This is a genomic window from Nannocystis punicea (genome assembly GCF_026965555.1).
Lineage (GTDB): Bacteria > Myxococcota_A > Polyangia > Nannocystales > Nannocystaceae > Nannocystis > Nannocystis punicea.
In genome coordinates this window covers 8,608,632-8,628,556 of the sequence record NZ_CP114040.1, presented here as the reverse complement: position 1 = coordinate 8,628,556, position 19,925 = coordinate 8,608,632, and the positions used below count along the sequence as shown (strand labels likewise).

The 19,925-nt window shown below is 71.8% G+C and carries 15 protein-coding genes; 6 read left to right on the top strand and 9 right to left on the bottom strand.

Translation table 11 applies throughout. The annotated features are described in order from the left end of the window. Positions 1–479: 479 nt before the first annotated feature. Entirely contained in the window at positions 480–2,651 is a 2,172-nt protein-coding gene (locus O0S08_RS33005) for an ATP-binding protein (protein ID WP_269033393.1), read from the bottom strand. A 518-nt stretch (positions 2,652–3,169) separates the two neighbouring features. Between O0S08_RS33005 and O0S08_RS33000 the strand changes: the two genes are divergently transcribed. Together O0S08_RS33000 and O0S08_RS32995 are read left to right on the top strand one after the other, a co-directional pair. Next, positions 3,170–6,313 (top strand): hypothetical protein, encoded by a 3,144-nt coding sequence (locus O0S08_RS33000; RefSeq protein ID WP_269033391.1) that lies wholly within the window; start codon positions 3,170–3,172, stop codon positions 6,311–6,313. 101 nt (positions 6,314–6,414) lie between these two features. Further along, complete coding sequence (locus tag O0S08_RS32995; RefSeq protein ID WP_269033389.1) at positions 6,415–7,371, top strand: MBL fold metallo-hydrolase; 957 nt, start codon at positions 6,415–6,417, stop codon at positions 7,369–7,371. A 4-nt stretch (positions 7,372–7,375) separates the two neighbouring features. On the opposite strand, the gene O0S08_RS32990 is transcribed toward O0S08_RS32995, so the two are convergent. Further along, positions 7,376–8,248: an SDR family NAD(P)-dependent oxidoreductase gene (locus O0S08_RS32990; protein ID WP_269033388.1), complete on the bottom strand. Its 873-nt coding sequence runs from the start codon at positions 8,246–8,248 to the stop codon at positions 7,376–7,378. Between the two features lie 55 nt (positions 8,249–8,303). Between O0S08_RS32990 and O0S08_RS32985 the strand changes: the two genes are divergently transcribed. After that, a complete protein-coding gene (locus O0S08_RS32985) occupies positions 8,304–8,762 on the top strand; it encodes a MarR family winged helix-turn-helix transcriptional regulator (protein ID WP_269033387.1) in 459 nt (152 codons plus the stop codon). Positions 8,763–8,821: 59 nt separating this feature from the next. Here O0S08_RS32985 and O0S08_RS32980 read toward each other — a convergent pair whose 3' ends face one another. The 4 genes from O0S08_RS32980 to O0S08_RS32965 all read right to left on the bottom strand — a co-directional run bounded on the left by O0S08_RS32980 (position 8,822) and on the right by O0S08_RS32965 (position 12,727). Beyond that, positions 8,822–9,283, bottom strand: coding sequence for a BON domain-containing protein (locus O0S08_RS32980; protein ID WP_269033385.1), 462 nt, complete (start codon positions 9,281–9,283; stop codon positions 8,822–8,824). Positions 9,284–9,419: 136 nt separating this feature from the next. After that, on the bottom strand, positions 9,420–10,415 hold the full coding sequence (locus O0S08_RS32975; RefSeq protein WP_269033383.1) for an isopenicillin N synthase family dioxygenase: 996 nt from the start codon (positions 10,413–10,415) through the stop codon (positions 9,420–9,422). Positions 10,416–10,463: 48 nt separating this feature from the next. Next, positions 10,464–11,840 (bottom strand): transposase, encoded by a 1,377-nt coding sequence (locus O0S08_RS32970; protein ID WP_269041884.1) that lies wholly within the window; start codon positions 11,838–11,840, stop codon positions 10,464–10,466. Between the two features lie 488 nt (positions 11,841–12,328). Then, positions 12,329–12,727 carry a hypothetical protein gene (locus tag O0S08_RS32965; RefSeq protein WP_269033382.1) on the bottom strand — a complete coding sequence of 133 codons (399 nt, stop codon included), beginning with the start codon at positions 12,725–12,727 and terminating at the stop codon, positions 12,329–12,331. A gap of 187 nt (positions 12,728–12,914) precedes the next feature. Here O0S08_RS32965 and O0S08_RS32960 point away from each other — a divergent pair, with 187 nt between their 5' ends. Next, positions 12,915–13,784 (top strand): trypsin-like serine peptidase, encoded by an 870-nt coding sequence (locus O0S08_RS32960; protein ID WP_269033380.1) that lies wholly within the window; start codon positions 12,915–12,917, stop codon positions 13,782–13,784. A gap of 2 nt (positions 13,785–13,786) precedes the next feature. Here the strand turns inward: O0S08_RS32960 and O0S08_RS32955 are convergent, their stop codons facing one another. Next, entirely contained in the window at positions 13,787–16,594 is a 2,808-nt protein-coding gene (locus O0S08_RS32955; RefSeq protein WP_269033379.1) for a serine/threonine-protein kinase, read from the bottom strand. A gap of 80 nt (positions 16,595–16,674) precedes the next feature. Between O0S08_RS32955 and O0S08_RS32950 the strand changes: the two genes are divergently transcribed. Next, the gene (locus tag O0S08_RS32950; protein ID WP_269033377.1) at positions 16,675–17,292 is read left to right on the top strand and encodes an RNA polymerase sigma factor; all 618 of its coding nucleotides are present in this window, start codon (positions 16,675–16,677) and stop codon (positions 17,290–17,292) included. A 12-nt stretch (positions 17,293–17,304) separates the two neighbouring features. On the opposite strand, the gene O0S08_RS32945 is transcribed toward O0S08_RS32950, so the two are convergent. Then, positions 17,305–18,114: a hypothetical protein gene (locus O0S08_RS32945; protein ID WP_269033376.1), complete on the bottom strand. Its 810-nt coding sequence runs from the start codon at positions 18,112–18,114 to the stop codon at positions 17,305–17,307. A gap of 376 nt (positions 18,115–18,490) precedes the next feature. Continuing rightward, positions 18,491–19,192 carry a YopT-type cysteine protease domain-containing protein gene (locus O0S08_RS32940; protein ID WP_269033374.1) on the bottom strand — a complete coding sequence of 234 codons (702 nt, stop codon included), beginning with the start codon at positions 19,190–19,192 and terminating at the stop codon, positions 18,491–18,493. Between the two features lie 46 nt (positions 19,193–19,238). Between O0S08_RS32940 and O0S08_RS32935 the strand changes: the two genes are divergently transcribed. Continuing rightward, positions 19,239–19,397: a hypothetical protein gene (locus O0S08_RS32935; RefSeq protein WP_269033372.1), complete on the top strand. Its 159-nt coding sequence runs from the start codon at positions 19,239–19,241 to the stop codon at positions 19,395–19,397. Positions 19,398–19,925 lie beyond the last annotated feature (528 nt).

Here is a 19,925-nt window from a genome sequence, read left to right as displayed (position 1 = left end):
GAATACTATGTGTCGCTCAGGGCCTCGTCAATTGAATTTAAATTACGCACCGCGGACACGGCCCGCCGCCCGGGTCACTCCATTTCCGCCCGTGCGACACGCGGCTCGCGGCGGGGGCGCGGCGCACCGGCGATCGAGCGCCGCGCGGGCCTCATGGGCGCCGAGGTCCGATCGTGATCGGACGAGGTCGCGACGCGGCGAAGCTTTAATGATGGAAGGGCGCGACGCCTCGACGCGCGACGCGCCGCCTCGCCGCAAAGGCGCGCAGTCTGGCCAATGCGACAGGTCGGCGCGAATCACCCGCGCCCGTCGGCGCCGTCACACGTGGCGGCGCCGCCGCGGACGGCTCGTCGCGCGAACGATCGTGCACGATGCGGACTTCGCCGCGTCGGGGTCGGCGATTCACCGACGGCGCGAAGGTCGAGCGCTCGGCGCTCGGCGATCGCCGATCGTGGGTCAAGGCCGGCCGACGGCGCCGCTCACTCGGCGAGCGCGGCGTACTTGCCGAAGTCCGCCGGCACGCACATGCGGCCGATCTTCTGCATCTCGCGCCGGGTGCCGAGGATCAGGTGCGCCGTCGACACGGGGACGCCCCGACTCGCGGCCAGGAAGGCCGCGGCGATGGCGATGTTCTTGATGTTGCCGCCGCTCAGCTTGAATTGCCGGGCCATGAACTCGAGGTCGAGCGTCGGGTCGAGCGGGACCGCCGACGGCCACACCTTCCGCCAGATGTCGAGCCGCTCGGCCTCCTCGGGCAGCGCGAAGGCGACGGCGAAGGCCATGCGGCGGACGAACGCCTCGTCGAGGTTCTTGCGCAGGTTGGTGGCGAGGATCGTGAGCCCCTGGTACTCCTCCATGCGCTGCAGCAGGTAGCTGGTCTCGATGTTGGCGTAGCGGTCGTGCGCGTCCTTGACCTCGGAGCGCTTGCCGAACAGCGAGTCCGCCTCGTCGAAGAAGAGGATCGCGTTGCTGGTCTCGGCCTCGGCGAAGATCCTGGCGAGGTTCTTCTCGGTCTCGCCGATGTACTTGCTGACCACGCCCGAGAGGTCGATCTTGTAGAGGTCGAGGCCGAGCTCGTGCGCGAGGATCTCGGCGGCCATCGTCTTGCCCGTCCCCGACGGGCCGGAGAAGATGACGTTGATCCCCTTGCCCAGCGACAGCTTGGCGCCCCACCCCCACTCCTCGTGCACCCGCCCGCGCAGGCGCACGCGATCGCACACCTCGCGCAGCTGCGTCAGGCTGTCGGCCGAGAGCACGATGTCGCTCCACGTGTAGTGCGGGACGATCGGCCGCGCGAGCTCGCCGAGCTTGCTGTTGTTCTGCGCCCGGCACGCGGCGTACAGGTCGGCGACGGCCAGCGGCTGCTCGCCGGCCCGCCAGTGCGCCCGCTCGCGCGCGTTGGCAGCGGCGGCGCGGACCTGCCCGGCGGTGAAGCGGAACTTGCTCGCGAGGGCCGGCAGCTCGGCCGCGACGGCGTCGGGCAACGCGGCCGGGAGCTCGCGTCGCCACAGATCGAGGCGCTCGTGGTCGCTCGGCCGCGGCAATTCGACGCGAGTGAACCGCAACCCCGGCACGCGCTCGGCGACCCGCCACGGCCGTGGGCCGGCGACGAAGGTCAACCGGCGCGGGTGCGAGTCCGACCCGAGCACCGCGTCCTGCGCCGCCGCTTGATCGGCCTCGGCGAGCTCGTCGAGCCCCTCCCAGTAGACCGCGGCGCGCTGCAACACGGCCTCGCGCGCGAGCGTCGACAGGCGCCTCGCCGCCTCTGCCGGGCCGGCGGCGAACAGCCCGGGCGCGTGCGCGACGAGGAGTCCGAGCCCGAGCTCGGCGCCCAGGGCCCGGGCCCACGACTGCTTGCCGCTGCCCGCGGGACCGACGAGGTCGACGAGCAGCCCCTCGCGCGGATCGTAGCGGCCGGCGATCCGGGCGCGGGCGTCGTCCGCCGCCAGAGACCGGCCCGCGGGCTCCGGCGAGCAGCGCGTGACCAGGCCGTCGAGCTCCGCGGCCAGCTCGTCGCCGCCGAGCAAGAAGCCGGCGACCCGCGGATCGAGCCGCAAGAACCGCCCGAGCAGGGTCGGATGCGGGTGCGTGGGCTCGTCGAACAATTGGACGAGGCCGTGGCGCGAGAGCGGCGCGCTCGCCTCGAAGCGCGTCCGCGCGGCCAGCTTGTCGGCGAACGCGGGGCACAGCAGCTCGAGCGCGAGGTCGACGCCGGGACGTCGGCGGGTGACGTCGTCCTGCAGGTAGGCGAAGACCCGCTCGTAGCGCGGCGCGACCTCCGGCGCGAGGCAGAGCAGGACGACGTCGCGGTCGAGGTCGGACAGGCCGAACGCGGCGACGAGCTCGTCGAGGCGGAGCCGCAGGCCCGCCGCCCGCGTGGCCTCGGCGCGCGCGAGGAGGCCGCGCCTCAGGGCGTCGAGGCGCCCTGCCTGGGCGTCGGCCACCGGCGAGGGCTCGTGGGCCCAGCGCGGCGCGCCGAGCGGTCGCCGGAGGTGCTCGTCGACCTCCTCCTCGGAGACGTAGAGGCCCTCGAACCGGTCGTCCCGCTTGCTTTGTCGCAGTCGGGCGACCTGGATCCGCACGAGCAGCTCGACGCGCTCGAGCTCGGCCAACACCTGCTCCATCGAGCTGCCATAAGGATTCACGGACATGCGACGCCAGCATAGTCGAAGCCGACGCTCGGAGCACTGCGGGCCCCGACGCGGGCGGGAGCTCGCCCGGCGACGCGCGCGAGAGCGCGGGGTCGACCGCGCGCTCCGGCGCGAGGCGCGTGAGAGCCGATTCGCGGCGGTGCAATTCGGACTCGCCGCATTTCGGGGCGCGGGTGAATCGCATGAGTGGTTGTCGACGGAACGGATCCTCCACGGATTATGGAGAGACACCGCGTGAGCGGGTGTGTCGACGAGGCGCACGTCGTCGACGCGCGGCGATCGTGACGACATGGCTCGAAGGTCATGTCCTGAGGAGCCGTGCACCTGCACCCGCGGACTGCGAGGGCCGGGCGAGTGCAGCCATTCGCTGCGGGCCGCGAAGGCTGGGGGCGGGGCGAGGGGGTTGGCGGCGACAGGGCCTTGCCCTGTGAGCACGCGCTAGACACAAACATACCTCCAGGGGCTTGCGTTTTGGTAGGGTGGCGGCGTGGTGCGTCCAGCGCACCCGCGGAGGACCGATGAGACTCGCCCACGGAATTGCCACCCTCACCGCGGCCACGATTTTGGCCGTCAGCCCGACCGCGAGCGCGGTTCAGACCCCTGCCGCGCACGCGCGGCGGCCCGCCCTCGAGGTCGCCACCGGCGCTCCGGTGCGGGTCGCCGGCGACTTGACCTGGCATCGGGTGCCACCGCAGCACGGGCGGGCCTGGTCGCGGCTCGTCGCCGAGATGGGACCGCAGACATGGGCGGTGTGGGACCGGGACACGGACGTGGTCAGGCGGATCTGGGGCGCCGGGATCGCTGCGCCCGGGACCGCGCGTTCGCCGATCGCGGCGGAGCGGCTGGCGCGGGCGTTCTTGAGCCGCCACGTGGCCCTGCTGGCGCCGGGGGCCTCGGCCGCGGACTTCACATTGGTGGCGAATGTCGAGAGCGGCGGAATGCGCACACTCGGCTTCGTCCAGCGCGTCCGCGGGGTGGCGGTCGAGGGCGGGCAGGTCAGCTTCCGCTTCCGCAACGACCGCCTGTTCATGATCGGCTCCGAGGCGCTGCCGCACGTGCCGGCGCCGGCGGTCCGCACGGTCGGCGCGGAGCAGGCCCGCGGGGCCGCGATCGCCTGGCTCGAGCGGGACCTGTCCCCGGGGACAGTCAGCTTCGAGGGCGCGCACGAGGCGGTGGTGCTGCCGCTGGTGCGCGGGAGCAAGGTCGAGTACCGGGCCGTGGTGCCGGTCGAGCTGACGACCCAGGCGCCGCTCGGGCGCTGGCGGGTGTACGTCGACGCGGCCACGGGCGAGCCGGTGGCGCGCAGGCAGACGCTGCTGTTCGCCGGCGGCAAGGTGGCCTACAACGCGCCGCTGCGCGAGCCCGGCGGCGAGCGCCAGGACTGGCCGGCCAACCGCGCGTCGCTGACCGTGGCCGGGGTGAACGCCACCAGCAGCCAGACCGGCGACGTGATGTGGAACGGCAACAACGCCGCGCAGGTGACGGCGCGGGCGACGGGCACCCAGGTGACGGTCGACAACGACGCCGGCGCCGCGGCGACCGCGAACCTCAACCTGCAGCCGAACCAGACCGCGGTGTGGGGCGCCCCGAACGACGAGCTCGTCGACGCGCAGATCACGACGTTCGTGCACGCGAACGAGGTGATCGAGTACGTGCGCCAGATCGATCCGAACCTCGACTTCCTCGGCCAGCAGCTCGACGCGATCGTCAACATCAACGACAGCTGCAACGCCTATTACGACGGCAACGTCAACTTCTTCCGCCAGAGCAACCAGTGCAACAACACCGGGCGGGTGGCCGACATCGTCTACCACGAGTTCGGCCACGGGGTGCACGACCACGCCATCATCCAGGGCGTCGGCAACTTCGACCCGTCGCTGTCGGAGGGCGTGAGCGACTACCTGGCGGCGACGATCGTCGACGACCCGGCGATGGGGATCGGCTTCTTCCTCAACGACCCCGGGCCGCTGCGCCACATCGACCCCAACGGCAGCGAGGCGGTGTGGCCCGACGACATCGACGGCGACACGCACATCACCGGCCTCATCATCGCCGGCGCGCTGTGGGACCTGCGCAAGGCGCTGATCGAGGACCAGGGGCCGGGCGCGGTGGCCCAGGCCGATCACATCTACTATGAATCGATCCGCCGCGCGGTCGACATCCCGAGCATGTACTTCGAGGCGCTCGCGGCCGACGACGACGACGGCGACCTCGCCAACGGCACGCCCAACAAGTGCCTGATCGACACCGCGTACGCCAAGCACGGCCTGTTCAAGCTCGGGGTCGACGTCGAGGCCCCCGGGGTGGCCCTGCCGCAGCTGGCAGAGTACACGGTGTCGGTCGGGGTCGAGGGCGGCGGCGGCCAGTGCACCGGCGGGATGATCGAGTCCGCCGAGCTGACCTGGCGCCTGCGCGAGCAGCAGGACGTCGGCGGGGTGATCGCGATGGACGTCGCGCCCGATCTGATCACGGGCAAGATCCCGCAGCAGCCGGCGGGCAGCGTGGTGCAGTACCAGGTCAAGATCACGTTCCAGGACGCGACCGTCCTGCAGTACCCGGAGAACGCGGCCGATCCGTTCTACGAGTTCTTCGTCGGCGCGGTCGAGGAGATCTACTGCACCGACTTCGAGACCGACCCGGCCACCGACGGCTGGACGCACGGCCTCACCATGGGCATGCAGGGCGAGGGCGCCGACGACTGGATGTGGCAGGAGCCGCTGGCGCCGACGTCCTCGGGCGACCCGCAGGCCGCCTACGACGGTACGCGCGTGTTCGGCAACGACCTCGGCGGCGGCAACTACAACGGCACGTACCAGTCGGACAAGACCAACTATGCCGAGTCGCCGGTGATCGACACGACCGGCTATTCGCAGGTGCGCCTGCAGTACCGCCGCTGGCTCAACATCGAGGACGGCGCCTTCGACCGCGCGCGGATCTACGCCAACGACGCCGAGGTGTGGACGAACTTCGCCAGCCCGAACATGAACGACGCGACCACGCACCACACCGATCGCGAGTGGCGCTTCCACGACGTCGACCTGACCGCGTCGGTGATGAACGACGCGGTCACGCTGAAGTACGAGCTGCGGAGCGACCAGGGGCTCGAGATGGGCGGCTGGACGCTCGACGCATTGTGCGTGGTCGGGGTGGTCGACGCGCCGGCGGCGATCTGCGGCGACGGGATCGTCAGCGCCGGCGAGGAGTGCGACGACGGGGCGAACAACAGCGACGTCGAGGCCGACGCCTGCCGCACCGATTGCACGCAGGCGAGCTGCGGCGACGGGGTGGTCGACGGCGGCGAGGACTGCGACGACGGCAACAACGAGGCCGGCGACGGCTGCGAGGCGAACTGCCTCGCGGGCGGCGACCCGACGACCACGAGCGGCGGCGACTCCGACTCCGACGGCTCGAGCGGGCAGGTGCCGACGACCGGCGGCCCCGGCGAGACCACCGGCGAGCAGCCGGGGACCAGCGACACGGAGCCCGGCGGCGACACCGAGACGACCGACGCGACCGAGACCGACGGCGACACCGACAGCGACTCCGGCGGCGCCGCGTCCGACGAGAGCGGCTGCGGCTGCCGGCAGGACGCTCCCGGCGGGTTCGGCCTGTCGGCACTGACGCTGCTGCTGCTGACGCTGCGCCGCCGGCGGTCACGCTGAGCGGCGCGAGGCCGCCGACGCCCGCGGGGCGTCGGCGGCCGCGACGAACGGTCGTCCGGGCGTGCGTCGTCCGGGCGGCGCCGTCGTGCTACGGTGCCGTGATGCGCCGCGCGCCCGCTGCTCTGCTGTCGCTGGCCCTGCTCGGGTGTCCGTCCGAAGATGGCGCGAAGGACATGCCCCGAGGGCCAGCTCTGGTGGTGCTCGGCACCGCCCAGGACGGCGGCCTGCCGCACGTCGGCTGCTCGTGCGAGCGCTGCGCGCGGGCGCGGACCGACCCGGGCGCGGGCCGCAAGGTGGCGAGCGCGGCGGTGGTGGCCGGGGCGCAGGCGTGGCTGATCGACGCCACGCCCGACTTGCCCGCGCAGCTCGAGGACCTGGCCCCGAGGACAGGCAGGCCGCGCGGCGGGGTCGACCGCGCGCCGCTGGCCGGGCTGTTCCTCACCCACGCGCACGTCGGCCACTACGTCGGCCTGGCCCTGCTCGGCTTCGAGGCGCTGCACGCCCAGGCGCTGCCCGTGCACGCCAGCCCGCGGATGGCGGCGTTCCTCCGCGACAACGCGCCGTGGGATCAGCTGGTGCGGCTCGACAATGTCCGATTGCACATGTTCGAAGGGGCAGGTACGGTGACGCTCGCCGGCGGCGTGACCGTGGCGCCGCTGCAGGTCCCGCACCGCGACGAGTACACCGACACTCACGGCTTCGTGATCGCCGGCCCGCGGGCGCGTGCGCTGTACGTGCCCGACAGCGCGCCGTGGGCCGCGTGGCCGCGGCCGCTGCCGGAGGTGCTGGCGGCGGAGCGGATCGACGTGGCGCTGCTCGACGGCTGCTTCTATTCGCCGGACGAGCTGCCTGGCCGCGATCTGGCGACCCTGGCGCACCCGCTGATCGTCGATACGATGGATCTGCTGCAGCCGCTGATCGACGCCGGCGGGGTGCGGGTGATCTTCACCCACCTCAATCACTCGAACCCGGCGGTCGACCCCGGCGGCGCTGCGGCGCTGGAGATCCGCCGCCGCGGCTTCGAGGTCGCGCGCGACGGGCTCGAGATCCCGCTGTGACGTCTCACCAGACCCCGAGGCGCACGAGCAGCGCCTCGGTCTCGGCCCACAGGCGCCGCTGGAGCGCCCCATCGCCGCCGGGAGGCGCCGGCGTGAGCGCTCGGCGCCCCTTCACGGTGAAGTAGCGGCCGTCGCGGTCGGCGATGCTCGTGCCGACCGCGAGCTCGACGATGAGCCCGGCGCCGCGGGCGGGATCGCCGATCTTCAAGGCTCGCAGGACCCGCTCGAGCGGCGCCGCGAACCACAGGTCGCGGCCGAGACCGGTGACGTTGAAGCCCGGATCGAGGCACACCGCCTCGACCCCGGTCGCCTCGAGGCGCCGCGCGAGCTCGAGGGAGAACATGATGTCGAGCAGCTTGCTCTTGCCGTAGATCGCAGACGAGCCGCGGGCGGTGAACGGCCGGGTGTCGGTGAGGTCCGCCGGCAGCGAGAGCGTGCCGTGCCGGCGCGAGGCCTCGGAGGCGACGGTCACGACCCGCGCCCGACCGGCAGCGGTGAGCGCGGGCAGGAGGATCCGCGTGAGCAGCCACGGCGCGAGATAATTGACCGCGATCATCTCGGGCAGCCCGTCGGGCGTCACGCGCTGCGCGAAGCCGTGGACGCCGGCGTTGTTGATGAGCACGTCGATCCGGGCGTGCTTCGCGGCGATCTCCTCGCCGACGCGGCGGACCTCCGCCAGCCGGGTCAGGTCGGCGAAGTGGAGGTCGACGGAGGCGCCGGGCGCGGCCGCCCTCAGCTCGGCCCGGGTGCGCTCGGCCTTGTCGCGGTCGCGGGCGACGAGGGCGAGACGCGCCCCGCGACGCGCGAGTTCGAGCGCCGCGACGCGGCCGAGCCCGTGGGTGGCGCCGGTGAGCACGATGAGGCGGTCTGGGAGCATGATCGAGCCTCCGATATAGTGGGGATAACTCAACCATCCTCGAGATGATAGGGATATGTCAACCAAATTGCCGAACCGCGACCCCTCGCCCCGCGACGCGCTGGAGCTCGAGCTCGGCGTCGAGCTGAGCGCGCTCCTCAGCGCCTCGCGGGCGCTGACCGAGCGCTCGGCCGCGGCCTTTCACCCGGCGCTGCAGCCGGCGGCGTTTCACATCGCCCGCTGGCTGTACGCCTACGGGCCCGCGAAGCCGAGCGCGGTCGCCGAGGCGGTCGGGATGGATCGGAGCTCGACGAGCCACCTCGTCGGCCGGATGAAGGGCCTCGGCCTGGTCGAGAGCCGCCCCGACCCGTCCGACCGCCGCGCGGTGGTCCTCTCGCTCAGCCCCCTGGGCGAGGAGCGGGTGCTCGCCGCCCTCGACCTCCGCGGCGCCGTCTTCTCGGCGCGCCTGCAGGGCTGGTCCGACGCGGACTTGCAGGCCTTCACGGCGCTGCTCCGTCGCTTCAACGCGGGCTAGCCTCGCAGCGAGTCGCGCGCCGCGGATGCGCGACTATCCGCAGGGACAGGTGCGGTGAATCAGTCGCTCGCGGCCTTGCCGCCGGAGACGCACAGGCGGTCGTCGAGTTCGGCGACCCCGGCGGTCTGCAGCGCCAGCTCGACGATCAGGCGCCGGGTCTGCGGGTCGTAGACGAGGCCGGTGAGGGTCACGTTGCCGCGCTCGACGGCGACCTCGACCTCGCTGGCGTCGATGTCGGGGTGCCACGTGAGCGCCTCGTTGATGTCCTCGGCGATCCGGGCGTCGGAGCGGCGGTAGCTGCGTGGGCCCAGGCCGACGCAGCGGCCGCGGCCGGACTGCGAGGCGGCTGCGTCGCCCTCGCGGTCGCGCGGCCAGGGCGTGGGCTCCCGGTCGGGCCAGGTCACCTCGCCGTACAGACCGCGCGAACGAAAGCCGGGGCCGATGAACTCCTCGAACGGCGCCTCCGCGTCGGTGGTGGCGCGGGTGTCCCCGAGGTCGCTGGTGTGGTGCTTCGCACGCATGGCTGTTCCCTCCGCGATTTCACACCGTAGGAACACGCCACCAGGCGACCACTGTACATTGTTCAATGTCGCCTTCAGGCAATGTGAGCACGGCAGAGGTCGCCGGCCTCGATCGGCGGCGTGGCCGGCGCCTGGGTCACGCGCCGTCGCCGTGCACCTCGGCGTGCAGGGCGGGAAAGACGCGGGCGACCTTGGCGAGCAGGTATTCGCCGTAGGTGCCGCGGTGGGCGTGCACGCTGGCGCGATCCCAGCGCTCGGCGGCGTCGTCGGGCAGGTCGGCGGCGCGGCGCGGCAGCGGCACGATCTCGGCGTCCCACGCGGGATCGAAGAAGAACGGGAACGACAGGCGATCGCGGTCGACCGAGCCGCGCACGCGGTGGGGCGTCGAGCGGTACCAGCCGCCGGTGAGGCGGTCGAGCATGTCGCCGATGTTGCACACCAGCGCCCCGGGGAGCGGCGGCGCGTCGATCCAACCGCCCGGCGTCTTGACCTGCAGGCCGCCGACGTCGTCCTGGACGAGCAGCGTGAGCAGGCCGTAGTCGGTGTGTTCGCCGACGCCCCAGCCCGATCGTGGCGTCGCCGGGTAGTGGAAGATCCGGAACAGCAGCGTCGGGTCGCCGGTGTAGTGCACGCGGAACCACTCGGGCGCGAGGTCGAGGCTGCGGGCGACGCCCGTGAGCAGCAGCTGGGCGACCTCGGCCAGCTGCGCCATCACGTCGAGCACGACCGGGCGCAGCTCCGGCAGCCACGCGGGCCACAGATTGGCGCCGTGCAGCGGGACGCCGGCGCGCACGCGCGGGTGGTCGGGGCCCAGCTCTGTCCCGAAGTACAGGCCCTCCTTGAGGTCGGGCCGGCCCGAGGTGAGCTCGCCGCCGAGCGGGAACCAGCCGCGCCAGGCCCGGCCGCCGCGGCTCATCGCCAGGGTCTGCTTGTCGGCCTCGGCGGCGGCGAAGAAGCGCCGGCTCAGCTGCTCGAGGCGGCCGAGCAGGGCCGGGTCGAGGCCGTGGCCGACGACGTAGAAGAAGCCGCTGTCGCGGCAGGCGGCGGCGATGGCCCGCGCGAGCTGGTCGCGCGCGGGCTCGGCGGCGTCGCGGCGGAGCGGCGAGAGGTCGAGGACCGGGAGGGCGGACACGCGGCGGATGCTAGCAGCCCGAGGTAGAAATCGCCGGGACGAAATCGCTCATGTGGGGCTCGCATGAGCGGGTGTGCTCTGAAAGTCGAGCATCGGCGGAGACTGACGCGAGTCGCGTCCAGAGAGCGCTCCGAGCCACCGCAAAAGCGTGAGGACAGCCACAAGTACGGCAGAAAGCGCGGCCCGAAGGCCCTGGAGGGCCCTCGGTTTCCCGACTCCGTGGACCTTTCGCATGATCAGACTCAAGTTGAATCCGGCGGCGTGGATGACCAGCCGCTTGAGGATATTGTCGTGACCGCGGACGTGGACTCTGCGCATTCCGCCGGAGTCGAGCATGTGTGCGAAGGGCCGTTCGACCAGCTCGCTGCGCTTCTTCTGCAGCTCCTTGCCCTTACTCCGTTTCATGCGGCGGCGATTCCGGCGGACTGCGTCGCGCTCGGCCTGCTTGCCCTCCCACCGCCGGCGGCCTCGCGCGGGCTCCGGGATGTAGCTGCGCACGTCGACCTCCTCAAGGTTCGTGAGCACGTCGTTACTGTGATAGCCCTTGTCGGCGACGACCTCCTCGACGCGCTCGGCGAGCTGCTCTTTGGCCTTCTCCGAGGCCTCTTGGCGCACCTCCGCGAGGTTGGCGTCGGCGACCTCCAGCGTCTTCTCGATCGTCTTCGTGTCGCCCGTGGCGCCGCCGTGCACCGTCACGCCGACGATGGCACCGGTCTCGAGATCGACCGCCTGCTCGTGCTTGTGCGCGAGGTGGGTGCTGCCGTCTTTCATCTTCATGATCTGCGCCTCGGGATCGTGCGGGTGCACCCACTCCTCGTTCGAGCCCTTCTTCGGGCGCTTGCGATCGAGCCGCGCCAGGTCCTCGCGCGTCGGCTCCTCGATCCCCTCGGCCTCCGCCAGGTCGGTCAGGTACTCCTTGTACGCGCGTCCGTCGTCGCGGCGAACAATCGAGCGCAGCGCCGCGTTCGCCTCGAGCGTCGTCGCGTCGATCCCCAGCGTCTTGCCGCGCAGCAGGCCGTGCTCGGCCACCAGCTCCAGCACCCGCGTGAAGACTCGCTCGTGCACGTCGGTGCTCAGCCGGCGCCGCGTCCGCGAGATCGTCGAGTGATCCGGCGGCTGCTTCTCCAGACCGAGCCCCAAAAACCGCCGCAGGCTCAGCGAATCGGCGACCCGCCAAGCGATGCCCCGCTCGCTGCCGATCCCCTCGAAGTAGCCGATGAGCAAGCAGCGGAAGTACACCCCCGGCGCGAGGCCCGGTCGTCCCATCACCTCGGCATAGAACGACTCGCACTGCTTCTCCGCGAAGCGGTCGAACCCGTGCTTCCGCAGCAGTTTGTCGAGCGCCTCGTAGAACGGGTGCCCGAGCCCCTGCAGCTTGTCGTACGTGATAAACAGCGTCGGCTGCTCTCCGTTGTCGTGTCCCATTGCCATGGCAGAGCCACTTTATCAGCTTTCCGAGTGGCGCGCGATACCGCGCGCCGCTTTGCTGTTCGCGAGATTCCTCGCGGCGTGGTTACCGCGACTTTCACCACGGGCTGCTAGCAGCTCGGCGAGGCGGGGGCGACGGGGCGGTGATGTGTCCGAAGGGACAGGTCGTGCGAGCGGCCGAATCGAGCGAGAGCATCGACCCGCATCGAGGTCGCCAGCGCCGTCCTGGTGACGAGCTCGCTCTCGCCCGATACCCTCGCCGATACGACCTCACCGAGGAGGGATCGGGACAGCCCGCGCGTCGAAATTCGGCGCCAGCGGGCCGCTCGAGGACGTCGATGGGTGAGAGCCGCGCGGGCGACATCCTTCCCTGTCCGAGGGACGGCCATGATGTCTCCGGGGTCGGAGGCGGGCGGCGCCGAAGTCGAGCGGCACCTGGCGGATAGGTCAGGTGCCGCTCGACTTCGAGTCTCGCCCGACCCGGTTCACGTCCGCCGGACGCGCACCTTCATCTTCAGCGCGACCGGCGGGTTGAGCCCGCCGAAGCCCCACGACCACTCCTGGTTGACCGTGCCGGGCGCGGTGAAGGTGAGGGTGGTGGTGCCGCCGCTGTCGGTCCAGCTCATCACGCCGCCGTGGGGCGACGGGAGCTCCTGCGGATCGCTGCGGACCTGGTCGAGGTAGTAGCCCGAATTCTGCGGCCCCAGGGTGACCGTGATCGGGCCGGTGCTGTCGACCTCGGCGTAGACCTCGTTGATCGTCTCGCCGACGGCGAAGTACGGATAGCCGCTGTTATTGAAATTGAGCGTGAGTGTGCCGGTCGACGTCGGCTGGGTGGTGAGATTCCCTCCAGATGCGTCCTTCAAGGTCCACGTGACTGCCATGGCGATACAACTCCTGTCGCGCTTCGACCCGGCGGACATCGTCGGGGCCCTCGCGCTGTGAATGGGTAGTGTCGAGAGCCGGCCGAACCGGTCAAGTCGATCGCCACGGCGATCGATCGCGCCGCGCGGATGCACGGGAGGGCGAGCCCGTGCCACTAACATCCCGAGGCAAGAAGCCGGGAGAGCCATGCAAACGACGACGTCTGAGGACACCCTGGAGCGCCACGAGGTCGGATTGTCCGCGCCTGCAGCTGAACCTGAACCTGCCGCGGCCGGGGCCGAGGTGTCCGGTCGGGAGCTCGTGAGACACTGGTTCCCGTGCCCGCTCACGGTCCGCGCCGGGACCTTCGAGCTGCCGCGCGAGCCGGCCTGGCGAGCCGTCGTCGAGACGGCCAAGCCGCAACTGGAGGCGGCGCTCGGCGCGGTCGGCCGCCTCGAGTGCCCGGAGCTCGGCCCGCTGATGCAGTGCGGCACGGCCTGGCTGGTCCGCGGCGACGTCGCGGTGACCAACCGGCACACGATCCTGTCGCTCCTCGACGACCTGGAACGCGGCCGCATGACCCTGCGCCTCGACCTCTGCGCCGAGGCGGGCGCGCGGGCGGACCTCCGCTGCCCGATCCGGCGGGTGCTCTATATCGACCCGACCCATGACCTCGCGTTCGTGCAAGTCGCCCAGCTGCGGTCGCCCCACGCCGGGCTCGCAGTCGTCGATTCGCTGGTCGCCGACAACCCGGTGGCCGTGATCGGCTTCCCGAGCCACGCCGAGGGCGGGTATCCGCAACCCGAGTACCAGCAATGCTTCGGTGACGGCTGGTTCGACCGCGACGGCCGCGGCTTCAAGCGGATCTCGCTCGGCCGCCTGGTGTCGACGACGCAGGCGCTGCTGGAGCACGATTGCACCACGCTCGGCGGCAGCTCGGGCGCGGCGATCGTCGACCTCGTCCGCGGGGTGGCGATCGGCCTCAACTACGGCGAACACGACGGCCGGCGCACGAACCTCGGGGTGCCGGGCTGGGTGGTGCGCGAGCGGCTGGGGCAGCTCGAGCGCCACGGCTGAATTCACTGCGGATCGATCTCGGCCGCGCGCCGGCGGAGCTGGCGGACTCGCTCGGGATCGCGCCGGAGCGCCGTGAGCGTGTCGGCCAGCTCGCGCATGGTCGCGGCCAGGATGTCCGACATGCCGCCGCGCTCGAGCGGCGACTTCTCGAGGATCTCGAGCGCCTGCTCGAGGAACGCGAGCGCGAGCTCCGGCTGACCCTTCGCCCCGTGCACGAGCCCGATCCCTCGCAGCGGGACCGCGCGCAGGGCCGGCTCGGGCGGCGAATCCTCCAGATAGAGTGCCATCAATCGATTGAAGTACGGTAGCGCCTCCGTACACCTGCCGAGTAGACACAGACTGTCGCCGATGTTGGTGAGGACACCGGCGACGTCCACACCGCTGTGGGTCGGATCGGCGTCGTGGATGTCGAGCAATTCTCGGCTGATTGCGAGGAGGCGATCGGTCCGGCCGCTCGACCAGTGAGCGTCGGTCAGCAGCACGAGCGCCATGACGCGCTCGACGTGAGCGCGCGGGACCAGAGCGTCGTAGGCCGCGAGCGCCTTCTCTGCCCGTACGATCGCCGACGCGAGCTCGCCTTCGGCGAGGTCGAGCTGCGCGAGCGCGACCTCGGCCTTGGCGACCCAGAGGTGGACTTCGCCGTAGGTCGTCACCAATGCGGCGCGCGCGTGCTCGAGGTGCTCGCGGGCCGCGGCCGGTCGCTCGAGCTCGAGGAGGTCGAGCCCGAGGTCCAGCTCGACGCGCGCGGGCCACGGATGCTCGCGGCCGTACTCCTTCTGCAGATCCGCGAGGAGCTGCACGTTCAGGTCCCGGGCCTCCTGGACCTGTCTGGCCTCGCCCAGGCCGGCGGCGAGCGAGCGCAGGGCGAGCACGACCTCCGGATGATCCGGGGGATGGATGGACTTGAGCGTGGCGAGGGCGGACCTTCGCAGGCCGACCGCGTCGGCGGGTCGGTTCTCGGCGATCAGGATGTCGCTCTCGACGGCCGCGATGGCCGCCTCGGCGGCCCGTGAGTCCGGATGAGTCTCGGACTTGGCGTGGTCCAGCCACGTGCGCGCCTCGCCGGGTGCGTCGAAGACGACGGCGTGGACGCGCGCGAGCTCGTTCCAGATCTCCCACTTCAGGTCCGATTGCTTGGCGGTGTTCGCCCGATTGTAAGCCTGGTGCAGGGAGCGCGCGGCGGCCGGCCCGTCCCCGAGCAGGCGTCCCTGAGTCCGCCCGAGCAACAGCAGCGCCTCGGCCTCGCCGGCGACGTCGGAGGTGCTGCGGATCTCCGGCAACGCGTTGTCGAGCAAGGCGGCGGCGTCGCGACCTCGTTGCGTGTTCATGAGGATCTTGCCGCGATCGAGGAGCTCGCGCACTCGCGGATCGGTGGGCCCGGCGGGTCGATCGTCCATGCGCATGGTCGGAGACACGCGGCATTGCATCGGGGGCGGCAGGCCGGCGATCGCCGTGTCGGCGCCGGCGACCAGACCGGCGTCCGCAGCGGCGAATTGGTCGAGCAAGGTGACGAAGGCGCTGCGCTGACGGTCGAGGCAGGCGGCGCCCTGGGCGAACAGTCGATCCAATTGGGGCGTCGACGCGTCCGTGGCCTCGCAGTTGATCCGCGCGACCTCGGCCCAGCGCTCCGCGTAGGCGTCGAGCGCCGCGCCGGCGCGGCGCCACGAGGCCTCGGCGTAGGGCAGGCCGGTGGCGGTGAATGCGGCGTGCAGCGATTGTCGGCGGGCTTCGTTCCAGATCGACCGGATGCGCTCGTCGGATTGGGCGCACTGCGGCTGCGAGGAATCGGTGAAGAGGGTGGCCCCGAGGGCGGTCGCGCCGGTCAATGCGGCGACGAGGCCGACGGCGAGGGCGCGTCGGCGGCGGCGCCGGGGCGATTCGACCAGGACGTCGATGAGGGCGGCCATCGACGGGTAGCGGTCGGCGGGGTCGAGCGAGAGGGCGCGCGAGAGGGCCTGGCGCAACCATTGCGGCGCGGGGCCGTCGGCCGGCAGCGCCGGGGCGGTTCGTTCGGCGAGTCGCTCGAGCGCGGGCGCCGGGGCGCGGCGGAGCACCGCCTCGGTCAGGGCGACGGCGAAGGAGTACTGGTCGCTGCGGGCGTCGCACTCGCGGCCGAGGGCCTGCTCGGGCGACATGTACGTCGGGGTTCCGGCGTACTTGCTGGTGCTGGCGGCGGAGGCGGGCCCGGCGGCCCGCTCGGGCTCGGTCTCGGGGGCGCTCTGGTGGGCCACCGCGAGGCCGAAGTCGGCGATCCGGACCCGGCCGTCCTCGCCGACCAGCGCGTTGGCCAGCTTGAAGTCGCGGTGGACGATCCCGGCCCGATGCGCCGCCGCCAGGCCGCGGGCCGCCTCGACGAATCGCTCGAGGATCGCCGCCAGCGGGCGCGGCTCACGGTCCAGCCATTCGCGCAGCGTGGAGCCCTTGACCAGCTCCATGACGATGAAGACGCCGCCCTCGTATTCGCTGACCTCGTGGATCGGCACGACGTTCTGGTGGGCCAGCTTGGCCTGCATCCGCGCCTCTCGCAGCAGGCGCGCGCGGTCCTTCGCGCCTTCTCGCAGACGGTCGTCGCGAATGACCTTGATCGCGACCAGGCGGTCGAGCTGCACGTCCTGGGCGGCGTAGACCACCCCCATGCCGCCCTGGCCCAGGGCCTGCACCACTCTGAACCGCCCGATCTGGACCGGCGGATAGGCCTCGTCGAACAGCTTCGATTTGAGGCTGCGATACATCGCCTCGTCCGCGAGGTCCCGCTTCTCGGCGCCGAGCCGCTCGAGGCTGGGCCAGGTGTGCTCCTGCTTCCCGTCCATGCCGGGGGTAGTGTCTCCGAGGCCCGGGTCCGTCAGCCAGCGTGTTTCGCGGCCGGCCCCCCGTGGTGTAGAGTGGCGTCATGACGAGCGACCAGGAGCTCCTCTCCGCCTGGCGGGCCGGCGACCGCCAGGCGGGCAGCGTTCTGTTCGACCGCTATTTCGACGCCGTCCGCAGGTTCTTTCGCAACAAGGTCGAGCACCAGGCCGAGGACCTCGTGCAGCGCACCTTCACCGGTTGCGTCGAGGGTCGCGATCGGTTCCGCGGGGACGCCTCGTTTCGCACGTATTTGTTCGCGATCGCGCACAACATCCTCCGCGATCATCTCCGTCGCCACCGGCGCAAGCCGGAGGAGCTCGACCTCGAGAAGATGTCGCTCGTCGACCTCGGCGCGAGCGCGACGTCGCTGCTGGCGGCCCACGCGGAGCAGCGGCTGCTGCTGCACGGCCTGCGCAAGATACCGGTCGCGTCGCAGGTGATCCTGGAGCTCTATTATTGGGAGCACATGACGGGGCCGGAGCTCGGGGCGTTCCTCGGCGTGCCCGAGGACACTGCCCGCAGCCGGCTGCGCCGGGCCCGACAGCAGCTCGAGGCGGCGATTCGCGGCCTCGAGGCGAGCGCGGCGGAGATGGAGAGCACGATCTCGGGGCTCGAGCAATGGGCGGCCGGGCTGCGGGCCCAGCTGCTGTCCACGCGGTGAGCGAGGCGCGCTTCATCGGTTGAGCCGCTCGAGCCGCTCGCGCACGAGCCAGCCCGGCACCGACCGGTGGTCGCCGAGGGTGAGGCCGATCGCCTGGGCGGAGGCGAGGTCGAGGAGGACCCCGCCGGGGCGCCCGGCGCAGTCGTGACGCAGGAGCGCGGCCGAGACCTCCTGCACGCGTCCGGGGACCAGGCGCAGGCCGCCGGGCAGGGCCTCGCCGTGCGGCGGCGCGGGCGAATCATCGCAGTCGATCGCCGCCAGCTCGTGGCCGTGGGCGACGCCGGGGGCGAAGGCGATGAAGCTCGGTCGCGTGGCCACGCGCAGCAGCGCGAGGTCGCAATCGGGGGCGACGTAGACGACCTCGCGCACGGCCACGGGGGCGTCGCCGGGGAGGTCGATCTGCAGGGTCCGCTCGCCCCGGGTCAGCTGCGCCAGGCAGGGCAGCAGCGGCTTGCGAATGGTGACCGCGAGGTCGGGGCGCACGAGCCAGGCGGTGGCGAGCGGGGTGACGCTGCCGGAGTCGACCGACTCGAGGCGGCCGACGCAGGCGCTGGCAGTCGCGATCGCCCGCTCGAGCGCGGGGTCCCGCGGGCGCAGCGGCGGGACGGGGCGGCGCGGGGGGTCGGCCACCAGCGCGGCGGTCGGGTCGGCCGGGGACGCGGGCGGCGGCCACAGGCGGCGCAGGCGTTCACCGGAGGCGTCGCCGCCCGGATCTGCCAGGACCGCGGCGAATCGGGCCAGCGCGGTTTCGTCGCTGTCGGCGGTCGCCAACGCGGCGAAGAGCGCCCGCACCCCGCTCTCGTGCTGCTCGGAGTTGTCCATCGCCTCGGTAGTCGCCGGACGAGGTCGATCCGGTCATCGAGATCGATGGGCGCGATGGACGCGGGGGCGTGGGCGTGGTGCAAGGATTGCCGGCAATGGTTGCAGGGCCGGGAGCGGGCCTGTGCGATGCCCGAGCAGTCCTGACAATGGCGACAATGGCTTCGCTCGTCCGGACTCCGATTGGGGGCATGGGGATGGCTCGCGCCCGGGGGTCACCGGTCGCATCGCGACGGGCTGGTTCAACCTCGCCGATCGGGTGCCGTCGTTGCGATGCCGTGGCGGCGCTCGGGCGGGAGTGGTTCGTGGCCCACCGCGGGTGGACGGGTGTCGTCGGGAGGATGCGAGGACGGCCGTCGGCGGAGCCCGGGCTCCGTCGTCAGGCGGGGCCGTGGCGGACCGGGAAGATCTGCGTGGCGTCGAGGCCCCGCGGCGCATAAACGTCGCGGTACAGATCGGCCATGAATTCGGACGCGTTCTCGGCGCTGTCGAAGCGGTATTCGCCGAGGTTGGGATCGAAGCAGTAGAAACCGTCGTCGCGGCGGGCGAGGGCGAGGGCGTGCGCGCCCCCGCCCCCGCTCAACCCGACGGCCCAGCACATCGGGCCCGGGCCCCCGCCCGTCAAGGAGATTCGCACGTTCTCGGCGAACTGCGCGCGGCCGAGGTCCCATCGCGCCGCCGTCGGGTATGGCGGAGACGCCATGTGGCCCTGTTCCCCGCCCATGTGCAGCGGCCTGAGCTTCTTGTCTCGCTGCTTCATGACGTCCAGGGCCTCGCGCGGGCCGACGCTGACCCGCTGCTCTTCGCGCACTTTCTTGTAGGCGTCCTGATTGGTGTTGTACTCGCGCGTCTTCCACCAGTGGGTCGAGACCGGGTCGGTGCCCGCATAGCGCTTGCGGATCCAGGTGAAGCACAGCGATTGACACATGCCGGTCGACTCGGGGCGGAAGGGCCAAGGGATGGACTTGAGCTCTTTGCCCTGCGAATACGCCTGCCTGAGGTTGAGCCTGTACCGCTCCTTCAATACAGGGACCGCCGCGCGTGCCTCGGCAGTACCCTGCTTGTACAGCACCTCCTTCATCTCCTTGGTGCGAGCGTCGTTCTCTCCCCAGGTCTCGTCCGGGCGCTTGCGCCACGGGGCGTCGCCGTCGTCGCCGTCCCCGCCGGGATTGCCGGGGCCGGAGGTCGAGGTCGAGGTCGAGGTCGAGTTCGTCGAGGTGGTGGTCGTCGTCGATGCGGTGGTGGTGGTGGTGGTCGTCGTCGTGGTCGTCGTCGTATTGTCCTGAGCGTCGCCCGACTCGTTGCCGGGCCGACGCGAGACCTGCGGGGCGCCGCCCAGGCCGTAGTCGATGCCGACCTGCCCGCCGCCGAGCGGGTAGCGGAAATTCCAGGCGCCGCCGGGCGGTCGCGGCTCCGGCGGGACCAGGGCGGTCCCGGCGGAGCTCTGCCCGGGGGGTCCGATCAGGGCGACCGGGGACCCGGACTGCTGCGAATCATGTGAGTCGGCCGACTCGGCCGGCGACGACGACTCGGACCGGGGCGCGGAGTGTCCGGGTGGGGAGGCCTGGCGAGCGGCCGCGGAGACGATTCCCCTGGACGGACGGGAGGGCGAGCGACGGGCTCGGGAGAGTCGACGTGCGCTCGATGAGGCGGTTGCCGCGGACGAAACATCAGTGCACTTCGATCGAAGGTGGCACGTGAGTCGCCGGGGGTCAACGGCGCGGCGATGCGCGGGCGCGTGCAAGCGCGCGACACGAAGCTCGCGCGGACTCGACATCCATTGCGCGGATCCACGAGGACTGCTCGCTCGCCAT